12 protein-coding genes are annotated in these 16,850 nt (G+C 72.2%); 8 read left to right on the plus strand and 4 right to left on the minus strand.

Annotated features, from left to right (window positions below):
- Positions 1 to 83 precede the first annotated feature (83 nt).
- Together IT371_21200 and IT371_21205 are read left to right on the plus strand one after the other, a co-directional pair.
- Complete coding sequence (locus tag IT371_21200) at positions 84 to 3,356, plus strand: transglutaminase family protein (GenBank protein MCC6750198.1); 3,273 nt, start codon at positions 84 to 86, stop codon at positions 3,354 to 3,356.
- 4 nt (positions 3,357 to 3,360) lie between these two features.
- Positions 3,361 to 5,505 carry a transglutaminase family protein gene (locus tag IT371_21205; protein MCC6750199.1) on the plus strand — a complete coding sequence of 715 codons (2,145 nt, stop codon included), beginning with the start codon at positions 3,361 to 3,363 and terminating at the stop codon, positions 5,503 to 5,505.
- Between the two features lie 16 nt (positions 5,506 to 5,521).
- Here the strand turns inward: IT371_21205 and IT371_21210 are convergent, their stop codons facing one another.
- The gene (locus tag IT371_21210; GenBank protein MCC6750200.1) at positions 5,522 to 7,264 is read right to left on the minus strand and encodes a S1 RNA-binding domain-containing protein; all 1,743 of its coding nucleotides are present in this window, start codon (positions 7,262 to 7,264) and stop codon (positions 5,522 to 5,524) included.
- A gap of 297 nt (positions 7,265 to 7,561) precedes the next feature.
- On the opposite strand from IT371_21210, the gene IT371_21215 reads away from it, so the two are divergent.
- Positions 7,562 to 7,978: a hypothetical protein gene (locus IT371_21215; GenBank protein ID MCC6750201.1), complete on the plus strand. Its 417-nt coding sequence runs from the start codon at positions 7,562 to 7,564 to the stop codon at positions 7,976 to 7,978.
- A gap of 12 nt (positions 7,979 to 7,990) precedes the next feature.
- On the opposite strand, the gene IT371_21220 is transcribed toward IT371_21215, so the two are convergent.
- Positions 7,991 to 9,349 (minus strand): hypothetical protein, encoded by a 1,359-nt coding sequence (locus tag IT371_21220; GenBank protein MCC6750202.1) that lies wholly within the window; start codon positions 9,347 to 9,349, stop codon positions 7,991 to 7,993.
- A 773-nt stretch (positions 9,350 to 10,122) separates the two neighbouring features.
- On the opposite strand from IT371_21220, the gene IT371_21225 reads away from it, so the two are divergent.
- The 5 genes from IT371_21225 to IT371_21245 all read left to right on the plus strand — a co-directional run bounded on the left by IT371_21225 (position 10,123) and on the right by IT371_21245 (position 14,510).
- Positions 10,123 to 10,581, plus strand: coding sequence for a GatB/YqeY domain-containing protein (locus tag IT371_21225; GenBank protein MCC6750203.1), 459 nt, complete (start codon positions 10,123 to 10,125; stop codon positions 10,579 to 10,581).
- A gap of 93 nt (positions 10,582 to 10,674) precedes the next feature.
- Entirely contained in the window at positions 10,675 to 11,772 is a 1,098-nt protein-coding gene (locus IT371_21230) for a SpoIID/LytB domain-containing protein (protein MCC6750204.1), read from the plus strand.
- A 16-nt stretch (positions 11,773 to 11,788) separates the two neighbouring features.
- Positions 11,789 to 12,673 (plus strand): RluA family pseudouridine synthase, encoded by an 885-nt coding sequence (locus IT371_21235; GenBank protein ID MCC6750205.1) that lies wholly within the window; start codon positions 11,789 to 11,791, stop codon positions 12,671 to 12,673.
- A 126-nt stretch (positions 12,674 to 12,799) separates the two neighbouring features.
- The gene (locus tag IT371_21240; protein MCC6750206.1) at positions 12,800 to 13,816 is read left to right on the plus strand and encodes a metallophosphoesterase family protein; all 1,017 of its coding nucleotides are present in this window, start codon (positions 12,800 to 12,802) and stop codon (positions 13,814 to 13,816) included.
- Positions 13,817 to 13,907: 91 nt separating this feature from the next.
- Positions 13,908 to 14,510, plus strand: coding sequence for a hypothetical protein (locus IT371_21245; protein ID MCC6750207.1), 603 nt, complete (start codon positions 13,908 to 13,910; stop codon positions 14,508 to 14,510).
- A 30-nt stretch (positions 14,511 to 14,540) separates the two neighbouring features.
- Here the strand turns inward: IT371_21245 and IT371_21250 are convergent, their stop codons facing one another.
- Positions 14,541 to 14,990 carry a DUF2914 domain-containing protein gene (locus tag IT371_21250; protein MCC6750208.1) on the minus strand — a complete coding sequence of 150 codons (450 nt, stop codon included), beginning with the start codon at positions 14,988 to 14,990 and terminating at the stop codon, positions 14,541 to 14,543.
- 95 nt (positions 14,991 to 15,085) lie between these two features.
- Positions 15,086 to 16,756 (minus strand): D-alanyl-D-alanine carboxypeptidase/D-alanyl-D-alanine-endopeptidase, encoded by a 1,671-nt coding sequence (dacB, locus tag IT371_21255; GenBank protein MCC6750209.1) that lies wholly within the window; start codon positions 16,754 to 16,756, stop codon positions 15,086 to 15,088.
- Between the last annotated feature and the right edge of the window lie 94 nt (positions 16,757 to 16,850).

The raw sequence follows: 16,850 nt of genomic DNA on the forward strand, positions 1-16,850 counted from the left end.
CGGTGAGGGTTGTCCGCGAACATCTGTTGCGCGATCATACGGGCGTCTGACGGTTCGCCACAAGCCCAGGGAAGAGGACCTTCGTGCGGATTCGCCTCAAGCACCAAACGCGTTACGGCTACGCCGACGGCGTGGCTCTCGGCCCCCACTGGGTTCGCCTGCGTCCGGCGGACCACAGCCCGGCGCGGCTGCTCTCCTACAACCTTCAGGTGGACCCGCGGTGCGAGGTGCGCTGGCAACAGGATCCCTGGGGCAACCGGGTCGCGCGGCTCACCTTCCCCGAGGGGGCGACGACCTCCCGACTCGGTCTGACGGTGGACGCGGCGCTCGAGCTGGTGCCGGTCAATCCGTTCGACTTTTTCGTGGACGACCGATGTCGCGAGCTCCCCTTCGTCTACCCGGATGGGCTGCGCGAGGAGCTCGAGCCCTTTCTCGACAGCGTGCGTCCCGGGCCGCGCCTCGCGGCGTGGACGGCGGGCCTGCCCGCGCGCGGCTACGTGGTGGACTACCTCGTGGCGCTCAACCGGCGCGTGGCGTCCGACGTGCGCTACATCCTGCGGCAGGAGCCGGGGGTCCAGAAGAGCGAGGAGACGCTCGAGCGAGGCTCGGGGAGCTGCCGTGACTCGGCGCTGCTCCTGGTCGACGCGCTGCGCGCCCAGGGGCTCGCCGCGCGCTTCGTCAGCGGCTACCTGATCCAGCTCGTCGATGAAGGGATCATTCCCGGGGAGCGCAAGGGGGTCGCCTCCGACGTGCTCGACCTCCACGCCTGGGCCGAGGTCTTCGTCCCCGGTGCGGGGTGGATCGGTCTCGACGGGACGAGCGGTCTGCTCTGCGGCGAGGGGCACATCCCGCTCGCCAGCGCGACGACCCCCGAGCTCGCCGCCCCGGTCTCGGGGACGGCGAGCGGCGAGGCGGTGGAGTTCTCCTGCCGGATGGAGGTCACGCGACTCGGGCACGAATCGCGGCCACGCAAACCCTACACGGACGAGGTGTGGCGCGAGATCGTCGCCGCGGGGGAGTTCGTCGACGCGCAGCTCGCCTCGTCGGGGCTGGCGCTGACCTCGGGGGGCGAGCCCACCTGGACCTCCCGCGAGCATCCGCGCGCGCCGGAGTGGAACGCCGAGGCGCTCGGGCCGACCAAGTGGACCCACGCCCTGCGCTTCGCCTCCGCGCTGCGTGGGCCGGTGGGGCGGGGAGCGCTCGTGCTGCAGCGGCAGGGGAAGCAGTATCCGGGCGAGAGCCTGCCGCGCTTCGCGATCGACCTCTGGTGGCGCGAGGACGGCGTTCCGATCTGGCGGGAGGCGTCGCGCCTCGTCTTGCCGGCGGGGGGCCCCGGGGCGGTCGAGTCGGACGGGCTCGAGGCGGCCGCGCGCTTCGGTGCGGCGCTCACCGCGCGGCTAGGAGTGCCTGCGAACTGGCTGCCGGCCTACGAGGACCCCTGGCCCGCGATCCTGGCCGAGGAGAATCTGCCGCTCGATGTGGACCCGCTCGACGCTGACCTGTCGTCGGCCGAGGAGCGGCGGCGACTCGCGCGGCTGCTCGCGCCGGGCCTCGGCGAGCCGGTCGGGTTCGTGCTGCCCGTGCGGCGGACGGGGAGCGGCTGGGCCACGAGCGCGTGGCGGTTCCGGCGGCGCAACCTCTTCCTCCTGCCGGGGGACGGTCCGATCGGGCTGCGGCTCCCCCTCGACCGCCTCGAGGGGAGCGCGGAACCCTGCTTCGAGGCCGATACGACGGTCGCGCCCGCCCCCTTCGCCTTCGATCCCCGGTCGCGGCAGGCGCAACGCGCGGTCGAGACGGCCGCGTCGCCGGTCGCGACGACCCAGCCGCGGACGAGCGTCTCGCGGACGGCGCTCTGCCTCGAGCCGCGGGACGGACTCCTGCGCGTCTTCCTGCCGCCGCTGCCGGAGGCCGAGTCTTTTCTCGAGCTCGTCGCGGCCGTGGAGGACGCGGCGACCGAGTGCGAGCTCTCGGTGAGTCTCGAGGGCTACCCGCCTCCCGTAGACCCGCGACTGCGCGTCTGCGTCGTCTCGCCGGACCCCGGGGTCCTCGAGGTCAACGTCCCCGTCAGTCGCAGCTTCGCCGAGTACACCCGCTGGATGGAGCTCCTCGCCGACGCGGCGAACCACGCCGGGCTCAGCACGGAGAAGTTCCAGCTCGATGGCCGGGAGGTGGGGAGCGGCGGCGGGCACCACCTGACGCTCGGCGGGCCGAGCACCGTCGAGAGCCCGTTTCTCCTCCGGCCCGAGCTCCTCGGGGCGCTGCTCACCTACGTCCAGCGGCATCCCGCGCTCAGCTTCCTCTTCACCGGGCTCTTCGTCGGTCCGACGTCGCAGGCTCCGCGCGTCGACGAGGCGCGCCACGACGCGCTCTACGAGCTCGAGCTCGCCATCTCGCGCACGGCGCACGAGGGCCAGCCGCCCTTTCCGTGGCTCGCCGACCGTCTCTTCCGCAATCTCCTGGTCGACGTGGCGGGGAGCACGCACCGCACGGAGCTCTGCATCGACAAGCTCTACAGTCCGGCGGGGACGAGCGGGCGCCAGGGGATCATCGAGCTGCGCGCCTTCGAGATGCCGCCACACGAGCGCATGGCCGCGGTGCAGATGCTCCTCGTCCGCGCGGTCGTGGCCCGCTGTGCGCTGACCCCACCCTCGGGGGGGCTGGTGCGCTGGGGGACGCAGCTCCACGATCGCTTCATGCTCCCGCACTACCTGTGGGCCGACCTCGAGGACGTGGTCGCGGACCTCCGGCTTGCGGGGCTGCCGCTCACGGCGGAGTGGTTCAGGCCGTTTCTCGACTATCGCTTCCCGATCCTCGGGCGGCTCGAGCGCGAGGGGGTGGTCCTCGAGCTCCGCAACGCCCTCGAGCCGTGGCCGGTCCTCGGGGAGGAGCCCACGGGGGCCACGGTGAGCCGCTTCGTGGACTCGTCGCTCGAACGGTTGCAGGTGCGCGTCGAGGGGCTCGTGCCGGAGCGTCACCAGGTGCTCGTCAACGGATTCGCGCTGCCGCTGCACCCCACGGGGCGCGCGGACGAGCGCGTCGCGGGGGTTCGTTTTCGCGCCTGGCAGCCGCCGCACTGCTTGCAGCCGACCATCGGGATGCACCACCCGGTACGCTTCGACCTCGTCGACCTGTGGGGCCGGCGTTCCCTCGGCGCGTGCACCTATCACGTCTGGCACCCCGAAGGGCGCGCCTTCGACGACTCGCCCTTGACGGCCTCCGAGGCCGGAGCGCGGCGGCGACAGCGCTTCACGCTCGAGGGCCACCTGCCGTGGCCCGTCGAGCCGAAGCCCACGCAGCCGAGCCCCGACTATCCGTACACGCTGGACCTGCGGCTCTACCCGGGCGCGCGGGCGTAGCTCCGTGGACTTCGACAGCGAGGTGGCGCGTCACGACGCGGAGACCGCCGCCGCCGGTCTCTCGATCTGGGTGGGCGGAGAGCCGACCTTCACGGATCGCTTCTCGCAGGCCGCGGAGTGGCTGGGTGCGGCGCTCGGAGAGGACAAGCGCCGGCGCGCGGAGGAGCTGGCGCGGCTGCTGCAGCAGCGTCTCGGCGGGGGGATGATCCTGCGCAGCGTCGGACGGCAGTACCCCGGAGAGGACCGCCCGCGCTTCTCGCTCGGGATCTACCGCCGCCGCGACGGGTCGGCCTGCTGGTGCGGGCCCCCCGATCCGCTCGAGCTCGAACCCCGCCCAGAGCAGCTCACCCCTCCCGCGGAACTAGCGCAGCGCCTCCGGGCCCGGCTCGCGGAGGAGCTTCGCGCCGCGGGGGCGTCCGTCACGTGCTTCGAGGTCGACGGGGCGCAACCTCACCGGCTGGCATTTCGCCCGCAGGGCGACGCGGGCGCCGACGAGCCGGTGGAAGACGAGGCGCTCCTCGAACGCCCTCCGCTGCACCTGCGGCCGCTCCCGCTCGCGGGGCTCACCGACCGGCTGGCCGAGCGGGGGAGCTTGCTCGTCACCTTCGGGGAGGCGGACCCCGTGCTGGACCCGGCGGGGTCGGGGAGCCTGGCCGTCGAGCTGCCGCACTTTTCCGATATAGAGTTCTATTTCCAATTCCTCGGGTGGCTCGGCCGCGCGGCCGTCGCGGAGGGGCTGGCGACCCTGATCCTGGCGGGGTACCCGCCCCCCGTCAGCGCGCTCGTCGAGCACACCACCTTGACCCCCGACCCCGGGGTGCTCGAGGTGAACATGGCGCCCGCGGCGAACGTCGCCGAGTATCTCTGGCGCCTCCGCACGGTCTTCGAGGCTGCGGAGTCGGTGGGCCTCTCGCCCTTGCGCTATCGGTACGATGGGACGGTGACCGACTCCGGCGGTGGCGGCCACCTGACCTTCGGGGGGCCCGCGCCGGAGGAGAGCCCCTTCTTTCGCGCGCCGCACCTTCTACCGGCGCTCCTCGGCTACCTGAGCCAGCACCCCTCGCTCTCGTACCTCTTCGCCAACGACTCGGTCGGGGGGGCGAGCCAGGCCCCTCGTCCCGACGAGGGCCTCGCGGAGAGCTTCCGGGAGCTCGCGCTGGCCGTGCGACTGCTCTCGCGCAGGGAGCGTCCGACACCCTTCGAGCTCTGGTCAGCGCTCTCTCCCTTCCTCGTCGATTCGGCCGGGAACACCCACCGCGCCGAGGTGAACGTCGAGAAGCTCTGGAACCCGTACCTGCCGGGGCGCGGGCAGCTCGGGGTGGTGGAGTTTCGCGCCCTGCGCATGGCGCCGACGCCCGAGCGCGCGGCGGCCGTCGCGACGCTCTTGCGCAGCGTTTGCGTGCTTCTCGGGAGGAACGCCGCCTGGCCGGAGCTCAGGGACTACGGTCCGGAGCTCCACGACCGCTTCGCGCTGCCGTTCTTCTTGGCGCAGGACCTGGAGGAGGTGCTCGGGGAGCTCGACGAGGCCGGTCTCGGACTCGGGGCGCCCGTGGTCGAGGCGCTGGCGGAGGAGGAGGACCGCGAGGTGGGACGCGCGAGCTGGGAAGGGTGCGAGCTGGTCGTCCGGCAGGCCGTGGAGTTCTGGCCGCTGGTCGGCGACGCCGCGTCGCAGGAGCGTGGAACGTCGCGGTGGGTGGATTCGAGCACGGTGCGGCAGGAGCTCGTGCTCCGTCCGCTGAGCGGAGAGGCCGCGGACCTGGAAGGGCGGCGGCTCGTTGTGGACGGGGTGCGGCTTCCGCTGCGGCTCGAGCGCGATCGCCGCGGACCCGCGCTCGTGCTGGGCCTGCGCTACCGCACCTTCGACCCCTCGCCAGGGCTCCATCCGCTGCTGCGCGCGCACGGGCCGGTGACGCTCCACGGACTCAAGGCCGGAGATCCGCAGGCCCTCTCGATCACGCTGCACCCCTGGAGGCCCGCCGGGGGAGGGTACCCGGGGCTCCCCGAGGACGACGTCGCCGCGCGGGCGCGCCGCGAGGAGCGTTTCGTGGTGGGTAGGGGGCCGGCCACGCAGACCCTCTGGGACGCGCCCCTGCCCCCGGCGGAGGCGCCGTACTGCCTCGACCTGCGGTGGCTCCAAGCCGGGCTCTGAAGCCCCGCGGCGCTCTCTATTTTTTGAACAGACGTTCTAGATTGGCCAGCGCTTCGGCCTTGGTGCGCGGCGTATTCGCCGAGGAGGAGCGGCTGTCTCCGCGCCAGTCGCCGCGCCCCTCGCCGCGCCCCTCTCGTAGGCCCGGCTGGGCGCGCTGGGTCTTCAGGCTGAGGGAGATGCGGCGGCGCGGGCCGTCGACGCTCAGGACCTGCGCGGTGACCTGCTGGCCGATGCTCACCACCTCGTTCGGATTGGTGACGAACTCGTCCGAGAGCTCCGAGATGTGGACCAGCCCCTCCTCGGAGAGCCCGAGGTTCACGAAGGCGCCGAAGTGGCTGATGTTGGTCACCACGCCGTGCACGGTCATGCCGGGGCGAAGGTCGCCGAGGTTCTTCACGAGGGGGTTCAGCTTGGCGATCGCCGCGCCCCCGCGGGTCACCGGCGCCCCCATCTGCGTCGCCTTGCCACGCCGGCGCTCGAGGCGACAGAGCTCCACCGCCTCCGTGAGCGCCGCGCGCAATCGGTCCGCGTCGAGCTCGTTCTGGTATTCCGCGATGCCGATGCTCACCGGGTCGATGGCCGACCACTCCTTGAGCGGATCGAGCGCCCGCCGGGCCAGGACGAGCGCGGCAGCGACGGAGGTGGAGAGCCGCTGCGGCGGGGCCATGAGGGGTTGCTTCGCCTCGTTGATCGCCGCGGAGCGCACCTTCACGATCTGCAGGCCGGCGGCGGCGAGCTGCGCCTCGAGGGTCGCGGCGAGCTCGGGGCTCGGGCAGGAAGTGGGGAGCGCGATCTGGTTGGCCTCCTGTTCCTGCGCCGCTTCCTGCAGCCGCTGGATCCAGCTCCCCTCGGCTTTCCAGACCTTCTGGAAGAGGAGCTCACCCTCGCGGTCGGTGACGACCAGCGCGGCGGGTTGCCCCGCGCGGGTGAGATAGACGGCGCCCAGGCGTCGGGCCTGGACCGGCGCGCTGCGCAGCAGGCCGCCCAGGCTCTCCGAGGCGGCGGCGATGGCCTTGGCCTCCGCGTCCTGGTCCATGACCTTCAGCAGCCAGGGCGCGAGGTCGTCGAGCACGAGCTCCTCGAGGAGCGAGGAGGCGGTGCGCTCGGCGGCAACGGGACCGAGTCGACCCTTGCGCAGCTCGACCTGGGCGGCCATCGCGTCGCGTGGCAATTCCAGCTCGAGCTTCAGGACCCCTTCGCGTTCGCCCCGCCGCATCGCGAACCAGCGGTGGGGGGCCACCTCGGCGAGCGTCTCCGTGACCCGCACGTAGGCATCGTAGCGTCCCGCTTCGGGGTGCTGGCTGTCGACGACCTGGGAGCGGACCAGCCCCTGCTGCAGGGCGAGCGCGAAACACTGCGTCCAGATCTCCACCCCCGCCTCGAGCACACCCGAGGTCCTGGCCTCGCTCGCGGCGATCTCCGGCGTGACGAGCCGGGCGGCACGGTAGAGGGCGTCGAGTTGGTGCAGCTGCGGCGCGTGGACGAAGACCTCCTCGGGCAGCGGCGCGAGCTGCGCCTTCTTGCGCGCCTCCTCGAGCTGCGTCTTGCGCTTGCGCCAGGTCTGGTAGGACCGATGCGCGTGGCTCAGACGACGTAGCCGCTCGATGGGGAGGTGGCCGAATTCGTCGGCGAAGTGGCCGACGAGGTCGGCTACCGAATGACCTCGCGCGGCGAGCTCTACGAAGCGCTCGCCGAGGAGTTCCGTCATTCCCTGCAGGTCGATGGTTTTGGAGGCTTGGAGGTACTGCCAAAAAGTCATGGGCTTCAACCGCTCTGGGGGTCTGTGCAGGCGCCTCGCCGCTGACTCGGTCGGGTTCGTGCATGAGGGTCGAGCCGCGATCGGCGTCGGGTGAAAACCCGTCGCCGGCCTGCCCGGACCGTCGCGTGTCGAGATGACAACGGCAGCGCCGAAGACCTGCTACCACGAGAGCGTGGCACGGGGACCGGCCAAGTTCAAGTGGGACGCGCGGTGCCACGTTTGCCTGACGGGGAGACTCTGCTAGAGGTATTCCGTATACTCGGCTGTCCGGTGCGGCCGGCGAATGCGGAGGCCAACGTGCGGTTACTTCTCGGTCTGCTCAAAGGTGGAATCATCGGAGGAGGGCTCGGCTACGGCTTCACGCAGCTCGGTTCCATCGCGCAGGCCTCCTGGGCCAGCTACGTCCTCTACGGCGCGATCGGGGCTCTGGTGGGGATCGTCGCGGGACGTCCCTTCTGGCGGCACGAGACCTTCTGGACCCCGCTCATCAAGGGCCTCTTCGGTTTCGGCGTGGGAGTCGGGCTCTACGCGCTCGCCGTGAAGGTGCTCGGCGATCCGAAGCTCACCTTCGTGGGCCTCGACGCGCGCCTGAGCGGGGCGCCGTACGTTCTGGGCGGCCTGATCGGCATCCTCTACGGGATCTTCGTCGAGGTGGACGACGGCGGGAAGGCCGACGCCAAGAGCGAGGGTACCAAGCCGGGGCCTAAGGCCTGACGGCGGCGCTCGCTACCACCCCACGCCCAGCTCGAGCCCGAGGCGCGTGCCGCCGCCGACGTAACGACCTCGTCCCACTACGGTCGCGATCGCGGGATCCAGCGGATTGAAGAGTCGTAGCGCGTCGTCGCCCGCGGTGAGGGAGGCGTCGAAGGTGTGCTGCACGCCGAGGCTGGCGTGCACGCGGCCGGCCGCCACGGCGAGGCCGAGGCCCAGGCGATGCCGATCCAGATCGAGGAGCGTGGCGCTCGGCGCGGACGGGTCGCTCGCGCCGCGCTGGAAGGCCCAGGCGGCGCGCAGCACGAGGAACCCGTCGAGGAGCGGCAGCTCAACTCCGGCCTGCAGGCCGAAGGCGTGGCGGAGGCGCAGGCCGAGCGGCAGGCCCGGGAGCGGGCGACGGTCCGGGGCGCCCGCCGACCGCACGAGCGTGAGCGACGCGTCGGCGAGCGCGACCTCGGGGTCGTCGGCGAGTCCCCACGTCGAGAGCGTCGAGGCGAGGTGCACGACGAGCCACCGGCGCGCCTCCACGGCCAGGCCGGCGACGAGCTCGAGCGGGAGAGTCAGGCCGAGCGTCGCGCTCTCGCCGCCGGGGCGCACCGCGCGGTAGCCGAGGGGAGCTCCGCGTGGGCCGGAGAACTCGACCGTGCCGCTGAAGGCGACGTGGAGTGGTGCGCGCGCCGAGAGCGCGAGTCGCAACCAGCGGGCCGGGCGGACGAGCAGTCCCACGCGTCCGGTGGCACCGAAGCCCGAGAGGCGCACGCGCGCCTCGAGGTCGAGGTGCGTCTCCTCGACGTGCGCGCGATCGTCGGAGAGGCCGACCCACATCGTGCGGCGGAAAGAGAGGGACAGGGGGCCGAGCTCGAGACTGGCGCCGACGGTGACGTGCCGACGCGAGAAGGCGAGCCCGGCGGCGAAGACGTGCTGATGCAGGGCGAGTTCGGGGCCCACGTAGCGCAGCGGATCGGGGGTGTCGCTCACGGTGGGGGGAAAGTACCGGCTGTCCACGTCGAGGCCGAAGCGATACCCGGCGAGGAGCCAGAGTCCGCGTCGTCCGAGCGGCTGCGCGAGCGCCAGACTCGGCGAGACGCGCGGGGCGCTGCCGTCGCGCGCCTCGGGGAGCGCCAGGTTGAGGGCGTTTGGCCTGGGGAGGACGGTGCGCGCGCTCACCGAGAGACCGAGGGTGGCGGAGAGGCGCAGGTCGCCCGGTGCGCTGGCGGGGTTGGTGAAGAGCCCGCTCGGGCCGAGGAGCGCCGCGACTCCTCCGCCGGCGAGAGCGAGCTGCGCCGCGCCCGTCGGCGCGTCGTCGAGGCTTTGAGCATAGCTGGTGCGGCCGAGCAACCCGAGGGCGAAAACGAGGAGGAGCCGCGGCACGCCCGCAGCATAGGCGGACGGGTGCGGCGCGGACAAGCGCCCACGGGTCTTCTTCAGGGCGGTCGAGTTCTGCGGTTGGAAGAGACCGGGGAGGGCCTCGGGCGCTCGTGACGCGGGCCCTGGCGGACGCCGCCGCTTGCATGAGCCGGCAGCGGTGCGGAGTGGGCCGGCGCAAGCGGCGGCTCGGGCCCTCGCGCCAGCCGCGGATTGGGGGGAGGGAGGGCGGCTGGCACTCGGGACGCCGCCCGGGCCTCGCGTCACCTCGCGCCCCCCCCGGGGCTCCGGTGATCGCGGTGTGGGCGTGGCCGGTGGACCGCGCGCGAGGCCTCGAGGGAACCACGGGGTGATAGCGGCGGTGTGCGGCGGGGATCGATGCGAAGGCCTTCGGCGAGGTGCTGCGCCCGGGGCGCTTCACTCCTTTCTTCGGCTCACCCGAGCGCACCGACAACGGCAGCGGCGCGGCGGGGCAAGGCCCCCGAGCGCAGCGTCCGTAGGCAGCAGCGCCCGCCAGGGAGCTGTCGCCGGAGGTCCGCAGCCCCGCACGTCGCGCCTCTCGCGTGTCCCCCTGCCTCCTCTCCCCACGGCCTCCTCGGCACCATCCATCCCACCTCTCCACGGCGCGCGACGACTGCGGGGCGGTGCGCGAGGGGGCGCTTGCCCGACGCGCCGCCCCCTCCATACCCCCATGTCCGAGAACTCGATTGCCCTCGGGTCTTCTTCCGTTTCACCCCTGGCGTGCTACGGTGCGGTTTATCGCCGTGCAAGGAGGGAACGTGAGCATCAAGGAGGCACTGAACGCGGAGCTCAAGGACGCCATGCGCGCCAAGGATCAGCCGCGCCTGAACGTGATTCGCCAGGTGGAGACCGAGATCTCGGTCGCTCGCGCGGCTCCGGGCTTCAAGGGGACCGTGGATGACGCGCTCTACCTGCAGGTGATCGCGGCCTACGTGAAGAAGATGGACAAGGCGCGGCAGGAGTACGCCGGGCTCGGCGAGCGGGGGCGGGAGCAGGTGCAGCAGCTGGGCTACGAGATCACCTACCTGTCGCGCTGGCTGCCGACGAAGCTGGACGAGGCGCAGACGCGCGCGCTGGTGAAACAGGCCATCGCGGAGCTGGGCGTGACGGACGGGAAGTCGATCGGGCGACTGGTGGGGCACCTGATGAAGAGCCACAAGGACGAGCTCGACGGGGGGCTCGTCAACCGGGTGGCCCGCGAGGAGCTCGGGGGATAGCACGGTCCAGCCCAACTACCGTTGGGATTCCAACACCTGTGGGGCACAATTCGTGGTCCAACCGCGGCTCGGGGGGTGCATAATCCGCCCGGCATGCAGTCGCGCTGTCTCACCGGAGCTGCCCTGGCCTGTGGCCTGGTCGTGTCGTGCTCACCGGCCCGACCGCTCCACCGCGACGCGCCGGAGTCCGCGTCGGAGTCGTCGGCCGACGTGGCCGCGCTGCTCGCCCGCGCGACGGAGCGTGCCGCCTACGAGGTCGACCAGGACCCGACCGACCTGCGTCCCGAGGCGCGCCGCATCCTGCGCGCGCAGCGCGACCGCCCGCGAGAGCTCGTGCTGGTGGACAACTTGGAGGGCGTTCGGCGGGTCTACGCGAGCCTCCCGGCGACGATCAAGGTCTGGCGGCGGAGCCTCGGTGGGGCCGATAGCTGCAGCGGCAAGGTGCAGACGCTGCCCCTCGACGACTACGTGAAGGGGGTGCTGCCCCACGAGTGGATCACCTCCTGGGAGCCGGAGTCTCTCAAGGCCGGGGCGATCGCGATCCGGACCTACGCATCTTCGTGGGTCGCGCAAGGCGGAAAATACCCCTGTGCGGACCTTTGCGACACCACGGCCTCGCAGGTCTACGGCGACGAGACCAACCCGAAGACGAATCAGGCCGTCGACGCGACGCGGGGGCAGGTGCTCGTGAAGGACGGCCAGCTGGTCTTCGCCGAGTACTCGGCGGAGAACAGCAGCCCGACCAAGTTCGGCGTGGACGATCCGCCCTGCGCCGGCAAGGCGCTCTTCGGCCACGGCCGAGGCATGTGTCAGTGGGGGACGCAGCGTTGGGCCCTCCTGGGGAAGGACTTCGCCTGGATGGCGCTGCACTACTATCCCGGCGCCACGCTGCAGGGGGGACCTGCGCCGCTCCCTCCCGATGCCGGGCCCGCGGCGGATGCGTCGAGGCCCCTCGGCCTCGACGGGTCGAGCGTGCCTTCGCACGACGGCGGTGGGCCGACCGGACGGACGGACGCGGACGTTCGCTTTGCGCCGCCCGAACCGATCCGGACGCAGCCCGGCTCGACGGAGCGGGTGCTCGTGGGGGCGTGCCAGATGAGCGGTGAGGTCGGGGGCGGGCTCCAAGGCCTGTGGCTCGCGCTTGCCGGTCTGGCGGTCACGCGAGCCGCGCGACGGCGTCGGGCGCGGTAGCCGGGCCGGCGGCGCGGTGGCTCCCGGCGCAGCTCGCAAGCGCGTTCTCGCCGTGGCCGCGGTGCACGACGGCGTCGAGCTCGGCGCGCTCCTGGTCGAGCGCCTCGGGCTCTCCGCGGAGGCCGCACGCCGCCTCGTCGCGCAAGGAGGGGCGTACGTGGACGGGCGGCGGGAGCGCGCCCCGACGCGGCGCTTGCGTGCCGGAGAGAAGATCACCGTCTACGAGGCCCCGCGCGTGGAGGAGGGCCCGGCGTCGAACCCCCTCCCCGGGACGCACCCCGCCGCGTTCGAGGTGGCCTACGTCGACGAGCACCTCGCGGTGGTGGTCAAGCCCGCGGGCATGCCCTCGGAACCGGATCGAGCCGGCAGCTCGCCCTCCCTGGCCGAGCTCGTGCGGGGGCCCTTCGGGGAGCAGGCCCGCCTGATGCACCGATTGGATCGCGCCGCCTCGGGGCTCCTGCTCGTTGCGCGCTCCCTGTCCGCGCGGCGCGTCCTGGCGCGGGAGGTCGCGGAGCACCGGCTCGGGCGGCGCTACTTCGCGCTCGTGGGCTCGGCCCCCGAAGCTCCCTTCGCCGTGCTCCGGTCGCGGCTCCAGACCCGCGCCGGGCGCACGACCGAGAGCCAGCGTCCGGAGGCCGCGATGGCCGAGACGCATGTGCGCTACCTCCGGGCGGGGGTCGCGGCGCATCTGCTCGAGGTGGAGCTGCGGACCGGCCGCACGCACCAGATCCGCGCTCAGCTCGCGGCGCAGGGGCTGCCGCTCCTCGGGGACGACCGGTACGACGGACCTCTCGCGCCGCGCCTCGGACTGCACGCGCACGTGCTCGTCTTGCCGCACCCCGAGGGGCCTCGCCTCGAGCTGCACGCGCCGCTGCCCGCCGCGCTGCGCGCCCTGCTCTGAGGGCTCTGGCGCAGCACTTCAGGCGGGTTGACGCACCGCGAGCGGGTGGCGGAAGATTCGGCGTCGCATGCTTCACCTGTGTGGTCGCATCGCCGAGCCGGCCTCGCCGGCCATCCGGAACCGGTCATGAAGTATCTGCGCCCCGAGCTGGACCTGCCGAGCGCGACGCACGCGTTGCTGCTGTCGGACCTGCACCTCGGAGACGGCACGGCCGGGGACCTCTTCGGCCAGAAGGACGCGCGCCTGCTCTCGCTCCTCGAGAGAGAGCTCCCGCGGATGGACGCCGTGGTGCTGAACGGGGACATCCTCGACCATCAGCGCACGCGCACCACGCGGCCCATCGAACGCGCCCACCCGGAGGTCATGGCCGCGCTGCGGGCGTTGCCGAACGCGCGGCCGGTCTACTACGTGCTCGGCAACCACGAGGACGAAGCGGAGGTGCGCGCGGCGTTCCCCGAGATGCACTTCGTCTCGGCGCTGACCGTCGGGCGAGACCTGTGCGTCACGCACGGGCACCAGCTCGACCTCCACTGGTCCGAGGGTGCCCACGCCCATTTCGCCGCTGGCCTGCACGCCTTCCTCGAGCGACGGTTCCGGCGACCGGTCCGCCAGCCTTTTCGCGACTACGACAACTGGCTGAACCGCGTGGTGCACATCTCGTTCTTCCGCTACACGCAGCTGCTCCGGCTGCGCGGCGCCCTCTATCGAAGCGTCGGCAGACCCGCGCGCTACGAGCGGTGGCGCCGCGTGGATACCTTCTGGGCGCGAGGGCAGTGGGGAGACATCGGCGGGATCTTCGAGGAGGCCGCGCGCTACCTCGACAACGGAGCGCCGTTTCGCACGCTGGTCCTCGGTCACACGCACAACCCGGGGGTCGTCGGGTCGGGGCGGTGGACCTACGCGAACCTCGGTTCGTGGGCCCTCGAACAGGCGAGCTGGGGCGAGCTCACGCAGGGGAGGGTACGCGTGTACTGCGCGGCGACGGGGCGCGAGTACGGGGCGGAGCGCTACCGCGAGATTCTCCTCGGGCGCGAGCTCCCCGACATGGCGGGCTGGTTCGGACGGTACTACCGGGGCTTCTTCCGCTACGACGTAGAGGCCATTGCGAGGGACTTTCCAGCCGACCCTTCCCCCCGAGAGTGACGGGACAGTCGACAGCTGCGAGTGTGGCTTGCTAGAATGCGGGCCCTGTTACCCATCCCAAGTTGTCTTGCGCAGCGTCAGGAGGATGCCCATGCGAACGTTGTCGACTGTTGGTCTGTCCGTCGTGCTCGGCCTGTCGGGCCTGGCCCACGCTAAGGAAGCCAAGAAGGCCGCCGAGCCCAAGGCGGAGGCGAAGAAGGAGGGGGCACCCGCCGGCGGCCCAGCCGCGGCTCACCCCGCTCCGCCGAAGCCCGCGGCGGAGCTCGAGCAGCTCAAGCCCTTCATCGGGACCTTCAAGTGCGAGATGAAGGCGCTCATGGAGCCGAAACACGACTTCAAGGCCAACCTGCAGTCGAAGCTCGACGTCGAGAAGTTCTGGATCTCCTGGAGGCTGGTCGAGAAGAAGTCGAAGACGCATCCGGGCGGCGTGTCCGGGGCCTACTTGGGCTACGACACCGCGGCCAAGCAGTTCCTCATGGTGGCCGTCCACAGCGGCGACGGGTGGATGCGTATCGCCGGCAAGGGGTTCGACGGCGACAATCTGGTGATGACCGGCGAGATCACGATGGGCGGGCGGAAGCTGGTGATGCGCAAGACCCTCACCAAGGGCGAGAAGAAAGGTTTCACGATGAAGGTGGAGGCGGGCGTGGGCAAGGACAAGTGGATGCCGGTGCAAGAGGGCGCCTGCAAGTAACCACCGGGTGGGGATCGCGACGGGCGCGCTCTAGCAGCCCCCGCCGATCGTGACCGTCCCTTCGCCGAGCGCCGTTCCGCGCGCGTCGTGCACCTTCACCTTCCACTCTCCTTCTGACCCCTCGACCGCGCGCAGGTAGGACCAGGTGCGCCAGGTCTTGCCGCGGCCCACGACGAGCGTGCTGCGCTGCCGAACCTTGCCGTCGCGCTCCCAGACCATCACCACCCGCGTCGGCTCGCCCCGGTTCTCGAGCTCCAGGTGACCGTAGATGCGCCCGCCGTCGGTGGAGAACGACTCGGCGGCCTCGACGGGCCTTCGTGCCTCGAGCTTGCGCGCGAAGGTGAGCTTGGTGAGCTTTACCTCGTGCGCGGCCGGCTCGGGCTTGCCGGGCCTGGCGGGCGAGGGCTCGGCGAGCGCTGCGCGACCGAGCAGGGTGAGGGCCAGGGTGACGGTGGAGTAGATCGCGTACGCGTTTCGCATCGGTGTGGCTCCTGTGGGCTCCTGACCGGTCAGCGTTGCAGCTGCGATGCCAGGTGCGTCCAGGACGGAACCCTGCGATGAAGCAGGCGAAAGGGTCAGCCCTCGTCGGGAGGTGTCTCTTCCGACACGGGCTGTGTGGATGGGGCGGAGGCAGGCGTCTCGGTGGCGAGGGGCAGGCCCTTCGCGAAGCGCGCGAGGAGCTCCGCCACGCGATCGATGTGGCTTCGCGCGCGGCGATCGGCGCGGCCGTTGACGAGCATGCTGAAGACCAGCGGATGGGGACCGCCCACGTCCACGTAGCCGCTCAGCGCGAGCGCGCCGGCGAGGGTCCCCGTCTTGCCGCGCACGACGCCCGCGGCCGGAGTCCCCCTGAGGCGCCCTCCGAGCGTCCCCGAGCGCCCCGCCACCGAGAGCGTCGGCAGGAGCAGGGCGCGGAGCTTGGGGTCGCCGTACACGCGCCGGAGCAGCGCGACCATCCCCTGCGCCGTGACGTGGGCGCGGCGGTCCAGGCCCGAGCCGTTCGAGAGCTTGAAGTCCGTCACGCCGAGGGCGCCGAGCGCCTCCGTGAGGCGCGCCAGCCCGCGCCCCCAGCTATCGAGCTGGACGGCCGCGCGAGGAGTCGGCGGCTCCTCGTCGTCGGTCTCGGAGGCGGCGGCGGGGCGGAGCTGGCCCATGGCCCGGACCAGCGTCTCGGCGGCCAGGTTGTCGCTGTCCCGGTTGGCGGCGAGCAGCACGTCCTGCAGCGCGCGAACGCGTCGCGCGAGCACCTTGCCCTCGCGCGGACGTCGACCCGCACGTACTCCGCCGAGGACGGTGACCCCCTCGTCCTTCAGAGCGCGGCGGAAGGCCCAGCCCACGTTGAGGGCGGGGTTCGGCACGGCGCGCCGCGTCTGGTAGGGGGGGGCCTTGCGGCCGATCGTGCCGGCGACGGTGATCCAGATCGTGGCGCCGCGTACCTGCAGCGTGATCTTCACCTGGGACCCCTTCAGGGCTTTGCCGCGCTTGGCGGGGCTGTACCGTACGCGCTTGCGCACGATGACGTAGTCCGACGGCGGGAAGACGTCTACGCGCGGGCGCTTGCGATCGGCCGGCGCGCTGACCTGGATCACGAGCACGTTGCCGTCCACGTTCAGGGCGCCCGAGCTGGGCCGGTAGTATGAGCCCTCGGCGAAGGACTCGAAGCCGGGGGCCAGGGTGCGCGGCTCGAAATGGCTCGCATCCACGACGACGCCGCGCGCCTTGGTCACTCCTTCGGCGCGTACGGCGCGTGCCAGGCGCACCAGGTCGGCGCGCCGCAAGACCGGGTCGCCCGTGCTCCACAGGTAGAGCGGCCCCGCGACCCCTTTGCGGCTCACTTCGGTCACGAACTGATAGCGCCCGGGCAGGAGCGCGGCGGCGGCGCTCGTGGTGAGGAGCTTGGCGTTCGACGCGGGGAGGCGACGGGCCTCGGGCTCGGCGGAGAAGAGCGGCTCACCTTCGAGGAGCGGCGCCGCGACGAGGGAGACCTTGGCCTTGGCCAGGTCGGGGTGGGCGAGCTCGGCCTGGAGGAGTGTGCGCAGCTGCTCCGTGCGGTCCACGGCCGGCTGGCTCGTGGCCGCGGGCTGACTCGCCGGGGAGGTCGTGGGCTGACTGGCCGGCGCTGCGGGGCGGGGGAGCGCGCGTCCCGCGGGGAGCACCGTGGAGGCGAGCCGCCCGGGGGGCGCTGCCCCGCGCGGGTGGAGGCAGCCGCCGAGGAGCAGCGCGGCCGCGAGGCTGACCCGGGCCACCCGGGGTAGCCGTGGGGGGGCGCTGCGGGCTATGGGTCGATGGGACCGGATGGGAGCAATCTGGCACAGGCGGGCCACTGGAGCCAAGAAAGGG

Source organism: Deltaproteobacteria bacterium, from assembly GCA_020848905.1.
GTDB lineage: Bacteria > Myxococcota_A > Polyangia.